This window comes from Agromyces protaetiae, assembly GCF_030866785.1.
GTDB classification, from domain to species: domain Bacteria; phylum Actinomycetota; class Actinomycetes; order Actinomycetales; family Microbacteriaceae; genus Agromyces; species Agromyces silvae.
Map to the genome: position 1 here is coordinate 2,590,129 of NZ_CP133018.1, position 19,525 is coordinate 2,609,653.

Consider the following 19,525-nt stretch of genomic DNA (forward strand, 5'->3'; position numbering starts at 1 on the left):
AGCGACGACCGCGAGTCACCGGGCGGATCTCAGGCCGTCTCGACCACGCCCGGGCACGCGAACGGCAGCCCGATCGTGATCTCGGACTCGTACGTGTTCACGTCGACGAGTCCGCGCAGTACGATCTCGCCCGCGGGCGACGCGTCCGCGGAGCCCGCATGCACGGTCGCCTCCCCGCTGAACGCGTCGCCGGGTTCGAGCGGCATGAGCGGCGGTTCGCTCGCGGTCGCGTACGCGTCGGTCATCGCCTGCAGGAACCGGTCGCCGTGCTGGAGCAGGTGAAGGTTCACCGAGGAGCTGTCGTCTGCGCTCACGGCGTAGCCGTCACCCGATCGGAGCAGCGAGACCTGACCCTGACCGCCGAGGTTCGCGTCCGTATCGAAGTACACGCTCACGATGAGATCGCCCGTCGACGTCGACCGCATGCACTGCGTGGTCGCGACCCAACCCGGTGCGGCTCCGGGCAGGCCGCCGCCCTCCAGGGTGAGGTCGCCGCGCGAGACGGGCGCCACGGTCGCGGTGCACGCGGAACCGCCGTCCATCGCAGCGAAGGCCAATGCGTCGCCGCGCTGCAGCAGCTCGCCGGCCACGCCGCCGAAGCCGGACAGCATCGCCAGCGCCTCGGCGCCGAGGGCGCCGAAGGACAGCCGGTCGACGGTGCGCCACTCCCCGGCGGCGAGCATGGCCGAGAGGTCGTCGCATGAACGGCTGCTGGCGAGCATGAGCGACGATTCCCCCGCCGCGACCAGCGCCACATCGGCCGTGACGTACAGGCCGCGGAACGCACTCATCACTCCGCCGTCGGCCTCGGGCACCGTCGGCGACGGTGCACCGGCACCGGCTGACGGGCGATCGGAGGCGGCGCTGCCGGCGCCGGCGCCTGTGTCGGCGGTGTCGGTGTCGGTGCAGGCCGTGAGCCCCACCGCGCTGACCAGCGCAGCGGCCAGCACCAGCGCGGTTGAGAACCTAGAGCGCGTCATAGAAGTAGCTCACCTTCGGGCATCGTGGATCCTCCTTGACCCGGACGATAGGCCAGCTGAGATCGCTGAACGGGAAGCTGCTCCCCCCGAGCAGAATCTCGACCTCACCGACCGGGCGACCGACCCGGCCGTCCGCGAGGATCTCGGCGCGCGCATTCAGGAACGGGAAGAACGTGAGCCGGCCGTCCAGGAACTGTGCTCCGCCCTCGCCCGTCATGATGAAGAACGGGTTCGGTCCTTCGCGGTCGTTCGTCAAGACGCTGATCGGGTTGTCCTGGCCGGCGAAGTCGCTCGGCACCGGAACCCCGGTGATCCCACCGGCAGCCTGCAGCATGCCGCTGCTGGTCGCGCCGTCGTAGCCCGCACTGCCCTTGAACGGGCCGGCCACGCCGGCGCAACTCACGAGGTCGACGTAGACCCTCGGCAGCTTCGCGAGGATGAGGTTCACCTCGTTCTCGCCCTGGGCGACGATGATGTCCACACCGTGGTACGCGACCTCGAGCACGATGCTCTGCGACGGGAGCCCCGCCTTCACGAGCACGTCCTTGAGCAGGTCGAACGTCTTGCCGACCGCGAAACCCACCGCATTCGCCAGGAACCCGTACGCATCGCCGAGCTCGAAGGGGAATTTCTCTTTGTCGAGCGACGCGATGAAGGTCGCCTTCCCTTTCAGCTGCTCGCCCTCGCCCGACGGGTCCTCGACGGGCGGCTTCACCTCGAGCGTCGCCGTGCCGTCGGCGCCCGTCTTCGAACCCCCGTCCATCTTCACGCTGTCGGCCGAGATCGCCTTCAGGAGCTGCGCCCCACCGTGCTGGAGTCCGCCGACCTGGGGCTGCTGGCTGCTCCAGCGCACCGTCATGTCCTTCATCGGCCCGGGCTTCGGCACCTCCATGCCGGCGAGCGAGTAGCACTCGATCGTCTCGAGCGCGACCTTCGGATCGAACCGCGCGGTCGCCGTGAGCGTGATGTGCTCATCGCGCGTGCCCGCCCTGTGTTTGAAATGCGTGGACGTCTTGTCCGCGGAGAGATCGAGCCGGGTGGCGAGCAGCAGCATGATCGCGCTGGCTGCGGCGCCTGCCTTCCCCCACGCCTCGTTCGCCTTGTCGAAGGCCTCCTTGCCGCCCTCGGTGAGAAACTCCTTCGCCAGCCGGTCTTTGAGCTCGCCCTTGAGGAAGTCGCTGTGCGCTTTCACGGCCGGGTCGTCGGGGCTCGCGAAGATCGACGCGAACTCGCCGCAGGCCCCGGCCGGTGCCGCGTGCGCGACACCGACCCCGAGGATGGCGTCGATGAACCCCGGCCCGCTCGCTTCGGGCACCGGTCCCCCGGCGCCGGCGGCGACCTCGCCGAAGCGGCTCGTCGCGTGCCCGAGCAGCAGCGTCGTCTGCAGCGGGTCGAAGAAGACCTCGGCCGGATCGGCGCCGGCGTACAGCACCTGCTGACGCTGACCCGCGAGCGCACGCACGCCCGCCGCCGCGCTCGCGAAGATCGCGTGGTCGCCCGGTTCCTTCGCCCAGCCGCCGATGGCGGCGGCGACCTGAACGGGTGCCGCGTCCTGGTCGGTCAGCCCGACGGCGGTCAACAGCGTCGCGAACTGCTCGATGGAGTACCAGTCGCCGGATCGCGTCGCCTCGGCGAGCATGGGCACGAGCTCCGCGTAGACGGGCGCATCGATCATCGCGAGGTGGTCGGGAGCCGCGACCACCGACCCGTCGACGGACACGATGGCGTGCCCGGATCGTCGCAACAGCTCGGCGGTCGCGGCAGCCGAACGCGCGTCGTCGTCCGCCAGGATCTCGGCGACGAGCTGTTCGGCCGCCGTCACGGGGTCATTGGGCAGATCGGTCGCGATCGCCTCGATCGCCGTGGCATCGACCGGGTCGGCCCCACCGCCCGGTTCATCGCCACCGGGCGTGCACGCCGTGGTGACCAGCGCCGCACAGATCGCCGTCGCGACGGTCGCGGTCCACCGCGCGCGGGCGGCGCGTCGTCGTGGCCGGTGGGCTGATGCTCGATTCACGCGGATCAGTCAAGCGCCCGCGACGGCCCAGGCAGCTAGGGGCGGATGTCCCGAATCGGCGCCGACCCGGATCAGGACCGGCACGGATCACCACCGGCGCGGATCCGCCCGGCCCGGATCAGCGCCAGCCGTGCCGGGCCGCCAGCGCCGCGGTGAGCCGGTCGTACGGCGCACGGTCGAGCGTGGCGCCCTCGCGTCGCATGCCAGCCGTGCGCACCCGGTACACGCGGTCGATGCGCGCCCAGCTGGGGCGGCCCTCCGCGTCCCACCCGCCGGCGCCCAGTGCCACGTACCGGTCGGGGTCGTCGTGCGGCTTGCTCGTGAGCTGCACCGCGAGGTACTCCCCGGGTGCGCCCGCGGCCACGATCGCGACGGGCCGGTCCTTGCCCCGGCCGTCGCGCTCCTCGTACGGCACCCACGTCCAGACGACCTCGCCCGGGTCGGGCTCGCCGTCGTGCTCGGGCGCGTACGCGAACCGCACCCGGCCCACGCGCCGCGGATCGAGCTCGATGGTCGCGGACGCCCCGGAGGCACCGGGCGACGGCGCACCCGCCGTGCGCGACCCCACCGAGGCATCCGACCCCACCGAGGCATCCGCCCGCACCGAGCCAGTCGCCCGCATAGAGCCGGTCGCCCGCCCACGCGCGCCGCGCGCGCGACCCGCACCCAGGACACGCCGAAGGGCGGTGAGGAAGCGACCGGTGCCTGACACACCCGCACACTACCCCACCGCCCTCGCGGTGATTCAGCGAGTCACACGCGTGACTCAGACCGTCTCGAACTTGTAGGCCTCGCTGCCGTGCACCGAGGTGTCGATGCCCGCGAGCTCGTCCTCGTTCTTGACCCGGAAGCCGATCGTCTTCTCGATGGCGAAGCCGAGGATCCAGGCGACGACGAACGAGTAGACCATCACGCCCACCGCGGCGATCGTCTGCACCGCGAGCTGGCCGAGGTCACCGCCCGTGAAGAGACCGGTGTCGATGGCGAAGAAGCCGAGGTAGAGCGTGCCGATGAGGCCACCGACGAGGTGGATGCCGACCACGTCGAGCGAGTCGTCGAAGCCCATCTTGAACTTCAGCTCGATCGCGAGGGCGCAGATCGCACCCGTGACGATGCCGAGGAGGAGCGCCCAGCCGGGCTCGAGGTTGGCACACGCCGGGGTGATCGCGACCAGACCGGCCACGGCGCCCGAGGCGGCGCCGACCGCGGTCGGCTTGCCGTCCTTGATCTTCTCCACGATCAGCCAGCCGATGATGGCCGCGGCGGTCGCGCCGATGGTGTTGATCGCGATGAGGCCGACGCCGGCGAGCTCGTTGGAGAACTCGGCGCCCGCGTTGAACCCGAACCAGCCGAACCACAGCACGGCCGCGCCGAGCAGCGTCAGCGGCACGTTGTGCGGCTTGTCGATGCCCTTCTGGAAGCCGACGCGCTTGCCGAGCACCAGGGCCAGGGCGAGCGCCGCAGCACCGGCGTTGATGTGCACCGCGGTGCCGCCGGCGTAGTCGATGACCTCGGGCAGCCCCAGGGTCTCGCCGAGGTTGAGGATCCAGCCGCCGCCCCAGACCCAGGCCGCGACCGGGAAGTACACGACGGTGGCCCAGATGCCCGCGAAGATCATCCAGGAGCCGAACTTCGCGCGGTCGGCGATCGCACCGGAGATCAGCGCGACGGTGATGATCGCGAAGGTCGACCCGAAGGCGACGCCGATCAGGTCGGTGTTGGCCGACTCACCCGTCGCGAGCTGTCCGAGCCCGAAGTCGGAGAACGGGTTGCCAGCGAAGTCCCAGACCCCGCCGACTGCGCTCATGTTGTAGCCGTAGAGCACCCAGAGCACGGCGACGAGACCGAGCGCGCCGAAGCTCATCATCATCATGCTCACGACGCTCTTCGCCTTGACGAGGCCGCCGTAGAAGAACGCGACGCCCGGGGTCATGAAGAGCACGAGGGCGGTTGCGGTGATCGCCCATGCAATGCTTCCCGTATCCATTGGAATTCCTCACCAGTCAAAGTTGCAGGGATGTACCGCGAGGAATCGAGGAGCTGCGAAAGGTCTCGGGTACGTCCCTCAGACTGGTGCTGGCACGTTTCGACCAGAGGACATGACTCGTTTCGGGTCGGTTACGAAGAACGCGCTCAGGTAACAGGCATGTTTCGCGAGGCCACAGATCGGCCGGGAGTCGGCGAAGGACGGTTGCGGATGCCCCGCCTGGCGCCGAAGCCTCGGGTGGGACGGATGCCCCGCCTGGCGCGGATGCCTCGTGGGTCCGCCGTCAGTCGTGCGGCGGCAGCTCGCCCGTGGTGAGGGCCGTCATGCGGCTCATCGCTCGGAGGTACTTCTTGCGGTACCCGCCCGCCATCATGTCGTCGTCGAAGACACGGTCGAGCGGCACGCCACTCGACACGATCGGCACCTCGGCGTCGTACACCCGGTCGATGAACGCGACGAGCCGCAGCGCGGCGCTCTGGTCGTGCAACTCGTGCACGCCGCGCAGGCCGATGATCTCGACGCCGTCGATGAGCTTGATGTACTTCGACGGGTGCACGGTCGCGAGATGGGCCATGAGGGCGTCGAAGTCGTCGACCGAGACCCGGTGTCCGCGTTCGGCGAGCGCGCCCGCGGTGCGGTCGACCTGCGCGTCGTCGCTGAGCGTCTCGGCGCCGCCGCTGACGTCGCGCCGACGGAAGTCGAGCCCGTCGATGCGCAGCGTCTCGAAGTTCGAGGCGAGGCCCTGGATCTCGCGGAGGAAGTCGGCGGCCGCGAAGCGGCCCTCGCCGAGCGCGTTCGGCGGCGTGTTGCTCGTGGCGGCGACCCGGGTGCCGGTCGCCATGAGCTCGCCGAGGAACCGCGTCATGAGCATCGTGTCGCCCGGGTCGTCGAGCTCGAACTCGTCGATGCAGATCAGCTTCGCGCCCGTGAGCAGTTTCACGGCAGGTGCGTAGCCGAGCGCGCCGACGAGCGCGGTGTACTCGATGAACGTGCCGAAGTACTTGGGCCCGTGCGCGACGTGCCAGAGCGCGGCGAGCAGGTGCGTCTTGCCGACGCCGAACCCGCCGTCGAGGTAGACGCCCGGCAGCTCGATCCGAGCCGGTCGCTTGCGCGAGAAGAAGCCGCCCGGCCGCTGCGCCGCACGCCACGCGCCCGCGAACTCCTTGAGCCGGTCGAGTGCGGCCTGCTGCGACGGGAAGTCGGGGTCGGGCCGATACGAGTCGAAGCTCGCGTGCTCGAACTGCGGCGGCGGCACGAGATCGCTCGCGATCTCGGCACCCGAGATGACCGGGTTGCGCTCGACGAGCCGGAGCATCTCTGACGAATGGTCGTGGCCGGAGGAGAGGTCCGAGGACATGTGGCGTGGCTCCCGTATTGCACCTGATGACGGGCCCGTGACTTCGGCAGGCGGAGCCGCGTAGATTCGAGGGTGGACAGCTCAACAGCCTAGTCCGCGCCCACCGCTCCCCCGTCCGCACTGCGCCGCAGTCCGCACGGGGACATCCTGGAGGTCTCATGTCCGTCGAGTTCGACTCCGCCGAGAAGTTCGCGTCGTACGCGCACCCCGAGCGTCTGGTGAGCACCGAGTGGCTCGCCGAACGGCTGGGCCGCCCCGGGCTCGTGGTCGTCGAGTCCGACGAGGACGTGCTGCTCTACGAGACGGGCCACATCCCCGGTGCGGTGAAGATCGACTGGCACCTCGACCTCAACGACCCCGTCGTGCGCGACTACGTCGACCCGGAACAGTTCGCGGCGCTCCTGGGCTCGAAGGGCATCGCCCGCGACACCACCGTCGTGATCTACGGCGACAAGAACAACTGGTGGGCCGCCTACGCACTGTGGGTGTTCACGCTGTTCGGGCACGAGGATGTGCGTCTGCTCGACGGCGGCCGCGACCTCTGGATCGCCGAGGGCCGTCCGATCACGACCGAGCCGGCCGAGGTGACGCCGGTCGAGTACCCGGTCGTCGAGCGCGACGACGCGACCATCCGAGCCTTCAAGGAGGACGTGCTCGCGCATCTCGGAAATCCCCTGATCGACGTGCGCTCGCCCGAGGAGTACTCCGGCGAGCGCACGACCGCGCCCGCGTATCCCGAGGAGGGCGCGCTTCGCGCGGGTCACATTCCGACCGCGGCATCCGTGCCCTGGGGCCGCGCCGCGGCCGCCGACGGCACCTTCAAGACGCGCGAGGAGCTGGACGCGATCTACCGCGGTGAAGCCGGCCTCGCCGACGGCGACGACATCATCGCGTACTGCCGCATCGGCGAACGCTCGAGCCACACCTGGTTCGTGCTCACCCATCTGCTCGGGTTCGACGGCGTCCGCAACTACGACGGCTCCTGGACCGAGTGGGGCAGCGCGGTGCGCGTGCCGATCACCACCGGGCCCGAGCGCGGCGAGCTTCCCGCGCGCTGAGCCGGCGCCGGCGTACAGCGCGGCGCGGCGCGGGCGCGCAGGCCGGCTCGTCCGGCCCGCTCCCAGAGGCACGTGCGATGATCGAGACGATGGATGCCACGCTGCCCGCCCGTCTCGCCGAGACCCGTGACGACTTCCTCGCCCTCGGTGTGCGCGACCGCCTGCAACTCCTGCTCGACTTCGCGAACGAGCTGCCCGAGCTGCCCGAGCACCTCCGCGACCACCCCGATCTGCTCGAACGGGTCGAGGAGTGCCAGTCGCCGGTGTACATCTTCGTCGAGGTCGACGGCGGCGTGGTGCACCTGCACGCGACGGCGCCGGCCGAGTCGCCGACGACCCGCGGGTTCGCGTCGATCCTCGTGCAGGGCCTCGACGGGCTGACCGTCGACGAGGTGCTCGCACTTCCCGCCGACTATCCGCAGTCGCTCGGGCTCGGCGAGGCGGTCTCGCCGCTGCGTGTCCGCGGAATGACCGGGATGCTCGCGCGCATCACGCGTCAGGTCCGCGACCGGCAGGCCGTCTGAGGCATCCGCTGCCCGGGCGCTGCGAGCGTCAGCCCGCGATCTGGTCCTCGTCGTGGTCGATCGCGCCGTCGACCGCGCGACGGGCGAGCCATCCCTCGATGAGACGCGTCCACCGCTCCGGGTCGTGATTCCACAGCTTCACGTGGCGTGCACCCGTGAAGACCTCGAACTGGACCAGATCGGGGCGCGCCGCGGCGAACCGGCGGGCGCCCTCGATCGGCACGAAGCCGTCGTCCTCGCTCGCCAGCAGCAGGATCGGCACGTCGAACTCCTCGGCGCGCGCGACCGCGTCGAGGCTGTGCAGGTCGATGGGCGCGGCGATGCCGGTCACGGTCACCGCGAGCGGCGCGCTCAGCAGCCGTGTGACCATCGAGCTCACCTCAGCCGGCAGGCCGTAGAGCGTGCCCTGGAAGTGCAGGATGTCGACCCAGTCGATCGCGGGCGACTCGAGGATGAGCCCGACCAGGTTCTCCCGGACCGCCGCCGACCGCAGCACCGCCTGCAACGTGATCGCGCCGCCCATCGACCAGCCCATGATCACGATCTCCTCGGCGCCGCGCTCGCGCGCGAAGCGCACCGCCGCCTCGACGTCCTCCCACTCGGTGCCGCCGAGGCCGTACCGCCGGTCCACGCTCGCGGGAGCCTCCCCGTCGTTCCGGTAGGAGATGACGAGCGAGTCCCACCCGCGGTCGTACGCCGCAGGCAACGCCCGCAGGGTCTCGCCGCGCTTCGCGCCGCGTCCGTGCACCTGGATCACCCAGCGCGAGGTCGGTGTCTCGCTCGGCACATACCAGGCCGGGGCGGGGCCGAGCGGCGTCGTGACCACGACGTTCTCGTAGCTGCGTCCGAACTCCCACGGGCCGAGGTAGAACCACCCGTCGAGGCGACCACGACGCGCCCGGTCGAGCCGGCCGAAGTCCACGCCCTCGATGCGACGCCTGGCCGAACGCGATCCGACCGCGACCACCTCCCCGATGCGCGCGTGGCCCGAATCGCGCTCGAACCACAGCCCGTACCTGCCCGCGAGGTCGACCTCGTCGCCGTACAGCTCGACCTCGCCGCCCGCCAGGTCGACGCGTCCGATGCCGAGGTCCTCCTCGCGCCGGCCGACCGGCGTGACGACCTTGCGCGCGAAGAACACGGCGATCGCGGCCACCACGCTCGCCGCGATCCCGCCAAGGAGGACGATCGACCCGAGCAGGATCGCGGCGGTCGACCGCGTCGTGCGCCCTCGCCGAACCATCAGCACCCCTTCACCCCGCCGAACGCATCGGCTCGATCACGTCGCGGCGTGCCGTCGACGCCCGCTCAGATGCAGACTCTAGTCTGCGAACGTGTCCGACCCAGAGCCTCCTGCACCGCCCGAGTTCGAAGCCGCGCTGGCGTCGATGCGAGCCGCGGTGCACCGCGACGAGCTCCGGGTCACCGAGATCCCGGCGCCCGGATCCCTCGCGCCGTACGCCGCCGCGCTCGCGGCGGACGTCGAGCCGAGCCGGCACGCGGCCGACTCGGACCTCGGCACCGGCCGGTTCGTGCTGCTCTACGACCCCGAGGAGCCCGAAGCCTGGGGCGGGCGATTCCGGGTCGTGTGCTTCGCGCAGGCGCCGCTGGAGACGGACATCGGCCTCGACCCGTTCGTCGCCGACGTCGCCTGGTCATGGCTCGTCGACGCCCTCGACGGGCTCGGCGCCGCCTACGTGTCGGCGAGCGGCACGGCGACGAAGGTGCTCTCGACCGGGTACGGCGAACTCGCTCACCGCGGCGACGGCGCGCAGCTCGAGCTGCGCGCGTCGTGGACCCCGCTCGACGCCCGCATCACGCCGCATGTGGAAGGCTGGGGCGAGCTGTTGTGCATGCTGGCCGGGCTCCCTCCCCGTTCGGAAGGGGTGGCGACCCTGCCCCGTCGGAGGAACCGTGACTGATTTCCGGGTGATCGAGACGCCCGAGGCGTACGAGGACGCCGTCTCCCAGCTCGCCGCAGGCGACGGCCCGATCGCGGTCGACGCCGAGCGTGCGAGCGGGTTCCGGTACTCCCAGCGCGCGTACCTGATCCAGATGTACCGTCGCGGCGCCGGCACGTTCCTCTTCGACCCCACGACGGTCCCCGAGTTCTCACGGCTCGAATCCGAGATCCGGGACGTCGAGTGGGTGCTGCACGCCGCCAGTCAAGACCTGGCGTGCCTGCGCGAGGTCGGCCTCGACCCGGCCCGCATCTTCGACACCGAGCTCGCGGCACGGCTCCTCGGCATGCCCAGGGTCGGACTCGCCTCGGTCGTCGAGGAACTGCTGGGCGTCAAGCTCGCGAAGGAGCACTCCGCGGCCGACTGGTCGACGCGCCCGCTGCCCGACTCGTGGCTCACGTACGCCGCCCTCGATGTGGAGCTCCTCGTCGATGTGCGCGATGCGCTCACCGACCGACTCGCGGAGGCCGGCAAGCAGGCACTCGCCGCCGAGGAGTTCGAGGCCGTGCGCACGAAGGAGGCGAAGCCGCCGGCCGCCGAGCCGTGGCGTCGGCTCTCCGGCATCCACGCGATCCGGCACGGCAGGAACCTCGCCGTCGCGCGCTCGCTCTGGCACACCCGCGACGCCCGCGCGTCGGAGCTCGACGTCGCGCCCGGCCGGCTGGTGCCCGACGCCTCCCTCGTCGCCGCCGCCCGGATCCTGCCGCGCACCAAACGTGCGCTCGCCGAGCTCAAGGAGTTCACGGGGCGCGCAAGCCGATCCGAGCTCGACCGCTGGTGGGCGGCGATCGAAGCCGGGCTCGCCGACACCGAGCTGCCCGCGGTCCGCGTGCCGAGCGACGCTCCCCCGCCCCCGCGTGCGTGGGCGGCCAGGCACCCCGACGCCGACGCCCGGCTCCGACTGGCGAAGGCGGCCGTCACGGAGGTCGCCGAAACCCTGCAGATGCCGACGGAGAACCTGCTGACACCGGATCACCTGCGCCGCGTCGCCTGGCAGCCACCGGCGGATGCCTCGGCCCACGGCATCGGCGAGGCACTCCAGGCGCTCGGCGCACGTGCGTGGCAGATTGACGCGACCGCACAGAGAATCGCCGACGCGTTTGTAGAAGCGGCACAGTCGCTCGAAGACGCCTCCGCATCCAATTCGTAGGAACCGTCAAGCGATTCCCCGGCGCTCAGCGGCATTCATAGGATCGAATCAATCCTGATCGAAACGGAGCTGCAGCGTGGCTGAACGAACTGACGTCGTGTTCGTCGACGGGGTACGCACCCCGTTCGGCCGAGCCGGCGAAAAGGGCATGTACTGGAACACCCGGGCCGACGACCTCGCGGTGAAGACCATCGCAGGGCTCCTCGAACGCAACCCCAACCTCCCCGGAGCGCGCGTCGACGACGTCGCGATCGCGGCGACCACCCAGACGGGTGACCAGGGCCTGACCCTCGGCCGGACCGCGGCCATCCTGGCTGGACTGCCGACGAGCGTGCCGGGCTTCGCGATCGACCGCATGTGCGCGGGCGCGATGACCGCCGTCACCACGACGGGTTCGGGCATCGGCTTCGGCCAGTACGACGTCGTCATCGCAGGCGGCGTCGAGCACATGGGCCGCCACCCCATGGGGGGCGACTCCGATCCGAACCCCCGCTTCCTCACGGAGAAGCTCGTCGCCGGCGACGCGCTCAACATGGGCAGCACGGCCGAGCGGCTGCACGACCGGTTCCCCGGCCTCACCAAGGAGCGCAGCGACCGGTTCGGCATGCGCAGCCAGCACAAGGTGCAGGCCGCGTACGACGCCGGGCAGCTGCAGCCCGACCTCGTGCCCGTCGCGATCCGTACCGACGCCGGCTGGGGGCTCGCGACCGAGGACGAGGGGCGCCGGCCCGAGACCTCGATGGAGGGCCTCGCCAACCTGCGCACGCCGTTCCGCCCGCACGGGCGGGTCACGGCCGGCAACTCGTCGCCGCTCACCGACGGCGCCACCGCGGCCATCCTCGCCAGTTCGGACGCCGTGAAGGAGCTCGGCCTCACGACGAAGATGCGCATGGTGAGCTTCGGGTTCGCCGGCGTGCAGCCCGAGGTCATGGGCATCGGCCCCATCCCCTCGACCGAGAAGGCCTTGAAGCGGGCCGGCCTGAAGATCGACGACATCGGACTCTTCGAGCTCAACGAGGCGTTCGCGGTCCAGGTGCTGAGCTTCCTCGACCACTTCGGCATCGACGATGAAGACCCGCGCGTGAACCAGTGGGGCGGCGCGATCGCCATCGGGCACCCGCTCGCCGCCTCCGGCGTGCGGCTCATGACGCAGCTCGCGCGGCAGTTCGAGCAGCACCCCGAGGTGCGCTACGGCCTGACCGCCATGTGCGTCGGCCTGGGCCAGGGCGGCAGCGTCATCTGGGAGAACCCGCACCACAAGCGCTACGGAAAGGGCCGTTGAGCGACATGACCGACTACTCGAAGATCGACTTCTCCGAGCTGACGGCCGCATTCCAGGACGACGAGGTGGTGACGCACTCGTATGTGCGAGACATCCGCCTGCCCTCTGGGAACGTGCTGGCCCTCATCACGCTCGACAACGGGCGCGACCACACGCGACCGTCGACCCTGGGTCCGGTGACGATGCTCGAGCTCGGCGAGCGGCTCGACGAGCTTGCGACGCGGGCGTCCGCCGGCGAGATCGACGCCGTCGCCATCACGGGCAAGCCGTACTTCCTCGCCGCCGGCGCCGACCTGTCGAAGGTCGGTGAGCTGACGAGCCGTGAGATCGCGCTCAAGATGGGCCAGCTCGGCCACTACGTCTACGGCAAGCTCGGCGAGCTGGGCGTGCCCTCGTTCTGTTTCGTCAACGGACTCGCACTCGGCGGCGGCACCGAGATCGCGCTGAACTGCGACTACCGCACCGTCGACGCCTCGGCGCCCGCCATCGCACTGCCCGAGGTCTTCCTCGGCCTCGTCCCGGGCTGGGGCGGCGCCTACCTGCTGCCGAACCTGATCGGCATCGAGAACGCGCTGCGCGTGATCATCGAGAACCCGCTGAAGAACAACCGCATGCTCAAGGCGAAGGACGCCTACGAGCTCGGCATGGCCGACGCGATGTTCCCGACGGTGAACTTCCTCGAGGACTCGCTCACGTGGGCCGACGGCGTGCTCACCGGCTCGGTCGCCGTGAAGCGGCCGAACGCCCCGGGCAAGCTCGAGAAGCTCGCCAAGTGGGATGTGGCGATCAGCATCGCGCGGAAGAGCCTCGAGGGGAAGATCGGCACGGTCGCGAAGGCGCCCTATCGGGCGCTCGACCTGCTGAAGGCCGCCAAGAGCGGCACCAAGGCCGAGGCGTTCGAGCGCGAGGACGAGGTCCTCGCCGACCTCATCTCGGGTGACCAGTTCCACGCCTCGATCTACGCCTTCAACCTCGTGCAGAAGCGCGCGAAGAAGCCGGCCGGCGCGCCCGACAAGGAGCTCGCCCGCAAGGTGACGAAGGTCGGCATCATCGGTGCAGGCCTCATGGCCAGCCAGTTCGCGCTCCTATTCGTGCGCCGCCTGCAGGTGCCCGTCGTGATCACCGACCTCGACCAGGCCCGCGTCGACAAGGGCCTCGCGTACATCCGCGACGAGATCGGCACGCTCGAGCAGAAGGGCCGCATCGACGGCGACGAGGCGAACCGGCTGCGTGCGCTCGTCTCCGGCACGACCGACAAGGCCGACTTCGCCGACTGCGATTGGGTGATCGAGGCGGTGTTCGAGGACCTCGCGGTCAAACAGCAGGTGTTCGCCGAGGTCGAGCCGCACCTCGCCGAGACCGCGATCCTCGCGACGAACACCTCGTCGCTCTCGGTCGAGCAGATCGGCGCGAAGCTCGCCCACCCCGAGCGCGTCGTGGGCTTCCACTTCTTCAACCCGGTCGCCGTCATGCCGCTGCTCGAGATCGTGAAGGCGCCCACGACGGACGACGAGACGCTCGCGACGGCGTTCGCGGTCGCGGCCAAGCTGAAGAAGAGTGCGGTGCTGACGGCGGATGCCCCGGGCTTCGTGGTGAACCGGCTGCTGGCGAAGGTCATGGGCGAGGCGGCGCGTGCGGTCGACGAAGGCACGCCCGTACCGGTCGTCGAGCAGGCGCTGGCGCCGATCGGCCTGCCGATGGGGCCCTTCGAGCTCATCGACCTCGTGGGCTGGGCGGTCGCCGCGCATGTGCAGGACACCATGGTGCGCGAGTTCCCGGCACGGTTCTACAGCTCGGAGAACCTGCATGCGCTGGCCGGGCTCACCGGCCCCGTCGTCGAGAAGGACAAGCACGGCAAGGTGACCGAGTTCACCAAGGAGGCCAAGAAGGCCATCACGGTCGGCAGGGCACCGGTCGACCCGTCGGTGATCCTGCAGCGCGTCGAGGACGAACTCGCCCGCGAGATCAAGCTGATGCTCGACGAGGGCGTCGTCGCGGCGGCCGAGGACATCGACCTCTGCCTCATCCTCGGGGCGGGGTGGCCCTTCCAGGCGGGCGGCGCCACGCCGTACCTCGACCGGGTGGGCGCGTCTGAACGCGCCTTCGGCGACACGTTCCACCACCCGCCGATCCGCGGCGTGCAGGCGTAGCCCAAGACCCCGGCTCTGCGCCACTTCGCGCAGCTCCGCGCCAGCAGGACTGGCGCTGAGCACACAGAAGTGGCGCAGAGGCGGGGAACGCTCGCGGAAATGGCGCGGAACGGGACCTCAGAGACGCGGGTGCGAACCGGTGTCGCTCGACACGGTCTCGAGGCCGGCACCGCGCGCACGAGGGAGCTTGCTGCCGAGCACCATGGCCGTGACGTCGCGGGCGATCTGCTGCGGCGTGAGCCCGACCCGCTCGAGGATGTCGGAGCGCGAGCCGTGATCGAGGAACTCATCGGGGAGGCCGAGCTCCGTGACGGCCGTGTCGACGCCGGCCTCGCGCAGATCTTGACGGAGCCGGGTACCGACCCCACCCACCCGGATGCCGTCTTCGAGGCTCACGACGATGCGGTACTCGGCCGCGAGCTCGACGACGCTCTTCGGCACCGGCACCACCCAGCGCGGGTCGACGACCGTCGCACCGATGCCCTGGGCCTCGAGCCGTCGCGCGACGTCGAGCCCGATGCCGGCCATCGGGCCGACCGTCACGATGAGGACGTCTTTGCGCGCGGCCTCCACGAGCACGTCGACGCCGTCAGGCGTGCGGCGCTCGGCGGTGTACTCGACGCCGACGCTGCCCTTCGGGAACCGCAGCACGGTGGGACCGTCGTCGACCGCCACGGCTTCGGCGAGCTCCTCCGCGAGACGCACCGAGTCGCGCGGCGCCGCGATGCGCACGCCGGGTACCACCTGCAGGATCGAGAGATCCCAGACGCCATGGTGGCTCGGACCGTCGGGACCGGTCACGCCCGCCCGGTCGAGCACGAACGTCACGCCCGCCTTGTGCAGCGCGACGTCCATCAAGACCTGGTCGAACGCCCGGTTCATGAACGTCGCGTACACGGCGACGACGGGATGCAGGCCGCCGAAGGCGAGCCCCGCCGCCGAGGTGACGGCGTGCTGCTCGGCGATGCCCACGTCGAACACGCGCGTCGGGAATCGCTCGGCCATGCGGTGCAGGCCGGTCGGCCGCAGCATCGCCGCCGTGATGCCCACCAGCCGCTCGTCGCGCTCGGCGAGCGCCACGAGCTCGTCGGCGAACACGCCGGTCCAGGACGGGGCGGCCGAGGTGTCGAGCGACTCCCCCGTCTCGGGGTCGATCTGCCCCACCGCGTGGAACTGGTCCGCGACGTCGCGCAGCGCGGGCTCGTACCCGCGGCCCTTCTCGGTGATCGCGTGCACGATCACGGGGGCGCCGTAGTGCTTCGCCTGCTGCAGCGCCTCTTCCATGGCCCGGAGGTCGTGACCGTCGACCGGGCCGACGTACTTGATGTCGAGGTTGGAGTACAGCGCCGCGTTGTTCGTGAACCTCGCGAGGAAGCCGTGCAGGCCACCACGCACGCCACGGTAGAACGCCCGCGCCGGGCCGCCGAGCCGATCGAACGCCTGCCGGCTCGACTGGTGCAGCGTCCGGTACGACTGCTTGGTGCGGACCGAGTTGAGGAAGCGGGCCATGCCGCCGATCGTCGGCGCGTACGACCGGCCGTTGTCGTTCACCACGATGACGAGATTGCGGCTGTTGTCGTCGGAGATGTTGTTGAGCGCCTCCCACGTCATGCCGCCGGTGAGCGCGCCGTCGCCGACCACGGCGACGACGTGCCGGTCGAGCTGCCCGGTCATCTCGAACGCCTTCGAGATGCCGTCGGCCCAGGAGAGCGAGCTGGACGCGTGCGAGCTCTCGACAATGTCGTGCTCGGACTCGGAACGCTGCGGGTAGCCCGCCAGTCCGCCGGTCTGCCTGAGGGTCGAGAAGTCCTGGCGACCGGTCAGCAGCTTGTGCACGTAGGACTGGTGCCCCGTGTCGAAGATGATCGAGTCGCGCGGCGACTCGAACACGCGGTGGATCGCCAGCGTCATCTCGACCACGCCGAGGTTCGGACCGAGATGGCCGCCCGTCTTGGCCACGTTCTGCACGAGGTAGGCGCGGATCTCCGCGGCCAAGTCGACCACCTGCTCCTGCGTGAGCGCGTCGAGGTCTCGAGGACCTCGGATCGAGCTGAGCAGGGTCATGGATACCACCTTTCCGGGCCGCCGGGAGCTGCGGCCGGTGCGTCCCGATTCTACGCGCCCCGCCCTGGGGGCATCGTTCGAACGACGAAACTGCCCGCCCGAGGCATCCTTTTCATGGATGCCTCGACGCGGGCAGTTTCGATGTGCTACTAGGCCACCAGACTGCGCAGCACGTACTGCAGGATGCCACCGTTGCGGTAGTAGTCCGCCTCACCGGGGGTGTCGATGCGGACGACCGCGTCGAACTCGACCGTCTGCTTGCCCGCGGGCGAGTGCTCGCTCGGCTCGGCGACCACACGCACCGTGCGCGGCGTGACGCCGGAGTTCAGCTGCTCGATGCCGGTGATCGAGACGATCTCGGTGCCGTCGAGGCCGAGCGAGTCGGCCGACTCGCCGGCGGGGAACTGCAGCGGCACGACGCCCATGCCGATGAGGTTCGAGCGGTGGATGCGCTCGAAGCTCTCGGTGATGACGGCCTTCACGCCGAGCAGGCTCGTGCCCTTCGCGGCCCAGTCGCGACTCGAGCCCGAGCCGTACTCCTTGCCGCCGAAGATGACGAGCGGCGTGCCCTGAGCCTGGTAGTTCTGGCTCGCGTCGTAGATGAACGACTGGGGCGCGTCGGCCTTCGTGAAGTCGCGCGTGTACCCGCCCTCGACGCCGTCGAGGAGCTGGTTCTTCAGGCGGATGTTCGCGAACGTGCCCCGGATCATGACCTCGTGGTTGCCGCGACGCGAACCGTAGGAGTTGAAGTCCTTCCGGTCGACGCCGTGCTCGGTGAGGTACTGGCCGGCGGGGCTGTCGGCCTTGATGGAGCCGGCGGGCGAGATGTGGTCGGTCGTGACCGAGTCGCCGAGCTTCGCCAGCACGCGTGCCCGTGCGATGTCGGTGACGGGCGTAGTCTCGAGCGTCATGCCGTCGAAGTATGGGGGCTTCCGCACGTAGGTCGACTCCGCATCCCACTCGAACGTGGCGCCGGTCGGCGTCGGCAGCGTGCGCCAGCGCTCATCGCCCTCGAACACGCTCGCGTACTGCTTCGTGAACATGTCCTCGTTGATCGACTCGTCGATCGTCTTCTGCACCTCGGCGGCGTCGGGCCAGATGTCCTTGAGGAAGACGTCGTTGCCGTCGCTGTCCTGGCCGAGCGCGTCGGTCTCGAAGTCGAAGTTCATCGAACCGGCGAGCGAGTACGCGATCACGAGCGGCGGGCTCGCGAGGTAGTTCATCTTCACGTCGGGGTTGATGCGGCCCTCGAAGTTGCGGTTGCCCGAGAGCACCGCGGTCACGGCGAGGTCGCTCTCGTTGACCGCAGCGGAGACCTCTTCGATGAGCGGCCCCGAGTTGCCGATGCACGTGGTGCAGCCGTAGCCGACGGTGTAGAAGCCGAGGTCCTCGAGGTCCTGCGTGAGGCCGGCCTTCTCGTAGTAGTCGGTCACGACCTTCGAACCGGGAGCCAGCGTGGTCTTGACCCACGGCTTGGCCTTCAGGCCCTTCTTGACCGCGTTGCGGGCCAGCAGGCCGGCCGCGAGCATGACGGACGGGTTCGAGGTGTTGGTGCACGAGGTGATCGCCGCGATGGTCACGGCGCCGTGGTCGAGCGTGTACGCGTTGCCGTCGGCCAGCTCGACCCGCGTGGGCTTCGAGGCCGACTTCGGCGCGTGGCTGCGGTGGTGGTGCAGGTGGGTGTTGTACTCGTCGCCGGGCGTGTTGCTCGGCGGGTCGGAGGCCGGGAAGGACTCGGAGACCTCGAGGTCGACGAGGTCGTGCGACACCTCGGTGTAGTTGGTCAGGTCGTGCTCGAACTGAGACTTCGCGTTCGTGAGCACGATGCGGTCCTGCGGACGCTTCGGCCCCGCGATGGACGGCACCACGGTCGACAGGTCGAGCTCGAGGTACTCGGAGAACGACGGCTCGGTGTCGGGGTCGTGCCAGAGCTTCTGCTCCTTCGCGTACGCCTCGACGAGCGCGAGCTGCTGCGCGCTGCGCCCGGTGAGCCGCAGGTAGTCGACCGTGACGTCGTCGATCGGGAAGATCGCCGCGGTCGAGCCGAACTCGGGGCTCATGTTGCCGATGGTCGCGCGGTTCGCGAGCGGCACGGATGCCACACCCGAGCCGTAGAACTCGACGAACTTGCCGACCACGCCGTGCTTGCGGAGCATGTCGGTGATCGTGAGCACGACATCGGTCGCGGTCACGCCCGTGGGGATCTCGCCCGAGAGCTTGAAGCCGACGACCTTCGGGATGAGCATCGACACGGGCTGGCCGAGCATGGCCGCCTCGGCCTCGATGCCGCCGACGCCCCAGCCGAGCACGCCGAGGCCGTTGACCATCGTGGTGTGCGAGTCGGTGCCGACACAGGTATCGGGGTAGGCGCGGACGACGCCGTCGACCGAACGGTCGTAGATGACCTTCGCGAGGTGCTCGATGTTGACCTGGTGCACGATGCCCGTGCCGGGCGGGACGACCTTGAAGTCGTCGAACGCCGTCTGCCCCCAGCGCAGGAACTGGTACCGCTCGCCATTGCGCTCGTACTCGATCTCGACATTGCGTTCGAGCGCGTTCTCCGTGCCGAACAGGTCGGCGATGACCGAGTGGTCGATGACCATCTCGGCCGGCGACAGCGGGTTGATGCGGTTCGGGTCGCCGCCGAGGGCGACCACGGCCTCGCGCATGGTCGCGAGGTCGACGATGCAGGGCACACCGGTGAAGTCCTGCATGACGACCCGCGCCGGCGTGAACTGGATCTCGGTGTCGGGCTCAGCGCTCGGAACCCAGGAGCCGAGAGCCTCGATCTGCGCCTTGGTGACGTTCGCGCCGTCTTCGGTGCGAAGCAGGTTCTCGAGCAGCACCTTCAGGCTGAAGGGCAGCTTCTCGTGGCCGGGCACGGTGTCGATGCGGTAGATCTCATACGAGTCGTCGCCGACCTGGAGCGTGTCCTTCGCCCCGAAACTGTTCACTGCAGACACGATGTCCTCTCCTTCGCGGATGCCGCGGGCGG

At 70.0% G+C, this 19,525-nt stretch carries 14 protein-coding genes; 6 read left to right on the forward strand and 8 right to left on the reverse strand.

Features of this window, described 5'->3' with window-relative positions:
• Nucleotides 1-29 precede the first annotated feature (29 nt).
• The 5 genes from QU602_RS11950 to zapE form a co-directional block, all read right to left on the reverse strand.
• Nucleotides 30-980, reverse strand: coding sequence for a hypothetical protein (locus tag QU602_RS11950; protein ID WP_308796680.1), 951 nt, complete (start codon nt 978-980; stop codon nt 30-32).
• On the reverse strand, nt 967-2,997 hold the full coding sequence (locus tag QU602_RS11955; protein WP_308796681.1) for a hypothetical protein: 2,031 nt from the start codon (nt 2,995-2,997) through the stop codon (nt 967-969). The genes QU602_RS11950 and QU602_RS11955 overlap by 14 nt, the downstream gene beginning before the upstream one ends.
• 118 nt (nt 2,998-3,115) lie before the next feature.
• Entirely contained in the window at nt 3,116-3,619 is a 504-nt protein-coding gene (locus tag QU602_RS11960) for a type II toxin-antitoxin system PemK/MazF family toxin (RefSeq protein ID WP_308796682.1), read from the reverse strand.
• Nucleotides 3,620-3,763: 144 nt separating this feature from the next.
• Nucleotides 3,764-4,984, reverse strand: coding sequence for an ammonium transporter (locus QU602_RS11965; RefSeq protein ID WP_308796683.1), 1,221 nt, complete (start codon nt 4,982-4,984; stop codon nt 3,764-3,766).
• A gap of 283 nt (nt 4,985-5,267) precedes the next feature.
• Complete coding sequence (gene zapE, locus QU602_RS11970; protein WP_308796684.1) at nt 5,268-6,341, reverse strand: cell division protein ZapE; 1,074 nt, start codon at nt 6,339-6,341, stop codon at nt 5,268-5,270.
• Nucleotides 6,342-6,499: 158 nt separating this feature from the next.
• Here zapE and QU602_RS11975 point away from each other — a divergent pair, with 158 nt between their 5' ends.
• Entirely contained in the window at nt 6,500-7,399 is a 900-nt protein-coding gene (locus QU602_RS11975) for a sulfurtransferase (RefSeq protein ID WP_308796685.1), read from the forward strand.
• Between the two features lie 77 nt (nt 7,400-7,476).
• Nucleotides 7,477-7,923, forward strand: coding sequence for a SufE family protein (locus QU602_RS11980; protein WP_308796686.1), 447 nt, complete (start codon nt 7,477-7,479; stop codon nt 7,921-7,923).
• A 28-nt stretch (nt 7,924-7,951) separates the two neighbouring features.
• Here QU602_RS11980 and QU602_RS11985 read toward each other — a convergent pair whose 3' ends face one another.
• Nucleotides 7,952-9,166 (reverse strand): alpha/beta hydrolase family protein, encoded by a 1,215-nt coding sequence (locus tag QU602_RS11985; RefSeq protein WP_308796687.1) that lies wholly within the window; start codon nt 9,164-9,166, stop codon nt 7,952-7,954.
• A gap of 145 nt (nt 9,167-9,311) precedes the next feature.
• On the opposite strand from QU602_RS11985, the gene QU602_RS11990 reads away from it, so the two are divergent.
• From QU602_RS11990 to QU602_RS12005, 4 genes are all read left to right on the forward strand, one after another.
• Nucleotides 9,312-9,845, forward strand: a complete 534-nt coding sequence (locus QU602_RS11990; RefSeq protein ID WP_373692932.1) for a DUF3000 family protein — start codon at nt 9,312-9,314, stop codon at nt 9,843-9,845.
• Nucleotides 9,838-11,034 (forward strand): ribonuclease D, encoded by a 1,197-nt coding sequence (locus QU602_RS11995; RefSeq protein ID WP_308796689.1) that lies wholly within the window; start codon nt 9,838-9,840, stop codon nt 11,032-11,034. Before QU602_RS11990 ends, QU602_RS11995 begins: the two co-directional genes overlap by 8 nt.
• A gap of 76 nt (nt 11,035-11,110) precedes the next feature.
• Complete coding sequence (locus QU602_RS12000; protein WP_308796690.1) at nt 11,111-12,316, forward strand: thiolase family protein; 1,206 nt, start codon at nt 11,111-11,113, stop codon at nt 12,314-12,316.
• Between the two features lie 5 nt (nt 12,317-12,321).
• The gene (locus QU602_RS12005; protein ID WP_308800164.1) at nt 12,322-14,466 is read left to right on the forward strand and encodes a 3-hydroxyacyl-CoA dehydrogenase NAD-binding domain-containing protein; all 2,145 of its coding nucleotides are present in this window, start codon (nt 12,322-12,324) and stop codon (nt 14,464-14,466) included.
• A 117-nt stretch (nt 14,467-14,583) separates the two neighbouring features.
• Here the strand turns inward: QU602_RS12005 and dxs are convergent, their stop codons facing one another.
• A complete protein-coding gene (dxs, locus tag QU602_RS12010; RefSeq protein WP_308796691.1) occupies nt 14,584-16,530 on the reverse strand; it encodes a 1-deoxy-D-xylulose-5-phosphate synthase in 1,947 nt (648 codons plus the stop codon).
• A 149-nt stretch (nt 16,531-16,679) separates the two neighbouring features.
• The gene (gene acnA / locus QU602_RS12015) at nt 16,680-19,493 is read right to left on the reverse strand and encodes an aconitate hydratase AcnA (RefSeq protein WP_308796692.1); all 2,814 of its coding nucleotides are present in this window, start codon (nt 19,491-19,493) and stop codon (nt 16,680-16,682) included.
• Nucleotides 19,494-19,525 lie beyond the last annotated feature (32 nt).

Excerpts from the sequence above, each read along its gene's own strand:
- zapE (WP_308796684.1), bottom strand. The coding sequence starts at position 6,341 with ATGTCCTCGGACCTCTCCTCCGGCCACGACCATTCGTCAGAGATGCTC.
- QU602_RS11990 (WP_373692932.1), top strand. The coding sequence starts at position 9,312 with ATGCGAGCCGCGGTGCACCGCGACGAGCTCCGGGTCACCGAGATCCCG.
- QU602_RS11985 (WP_308796687.1), bottom strand. The coding sequence starts at position 9,166 with ATGGTTCGGCGAGGGCGCACGACGCGGTCGACCGCCGCGATCCTGCTC.
- QU602_RS12005 (WP_308800164.1), top strand. The coding sequence starts at position 12,322 with ATGACCGACTACTCGAAGATCGACTTCTCCGAGCTGACGGCCGCATTC.
- QU602_RS11950 (WP_308796680.1), bottom strand. The coding sequence starts at position 980 with ATGACGCGCTCTAGGTTCTCAACCGCGCTGGTGCTGGCCGCTGCGCTG.
- QU602_RS11980 (WP_308796686.1), top strand. The coding sequence starts at position 7,477 with ATGATCGAGACGATGGATGCCACGCTGCCCGCCCGTCTCGCCGAGACC.
- dxs (WP_308796691.1), bottom strand. The coding sequence starts at position 16,530 with ATGACCCTGCTCAGCTCGATCCGAGGTCCTCGAGACCTCGACGCGCTC.
- QU602_RS11975 (WP_308796685.1), top strand. The coding sequence starts at position 6,500 with ATGTCCGTCGAGTTCGACTCCGCCGAGAAGTTCGCGTCGTACGCGCAC.
- QU602_RS11960 (WP_308796682.1), bottom strand. The coding sequence starts at position 3,619 with ATGCGGGCGACTGGCTCGGTGCGGGCGGATGCCTCGGTGGGGTCGGAT.
- QU602_RS11965 (WP_308796683.1), bottom strand. The coding sequence starts at position 4,984 with ATGGATACGGGAAGCATTGCATGGGCGATCACCGCAACCGCCCTCGTG.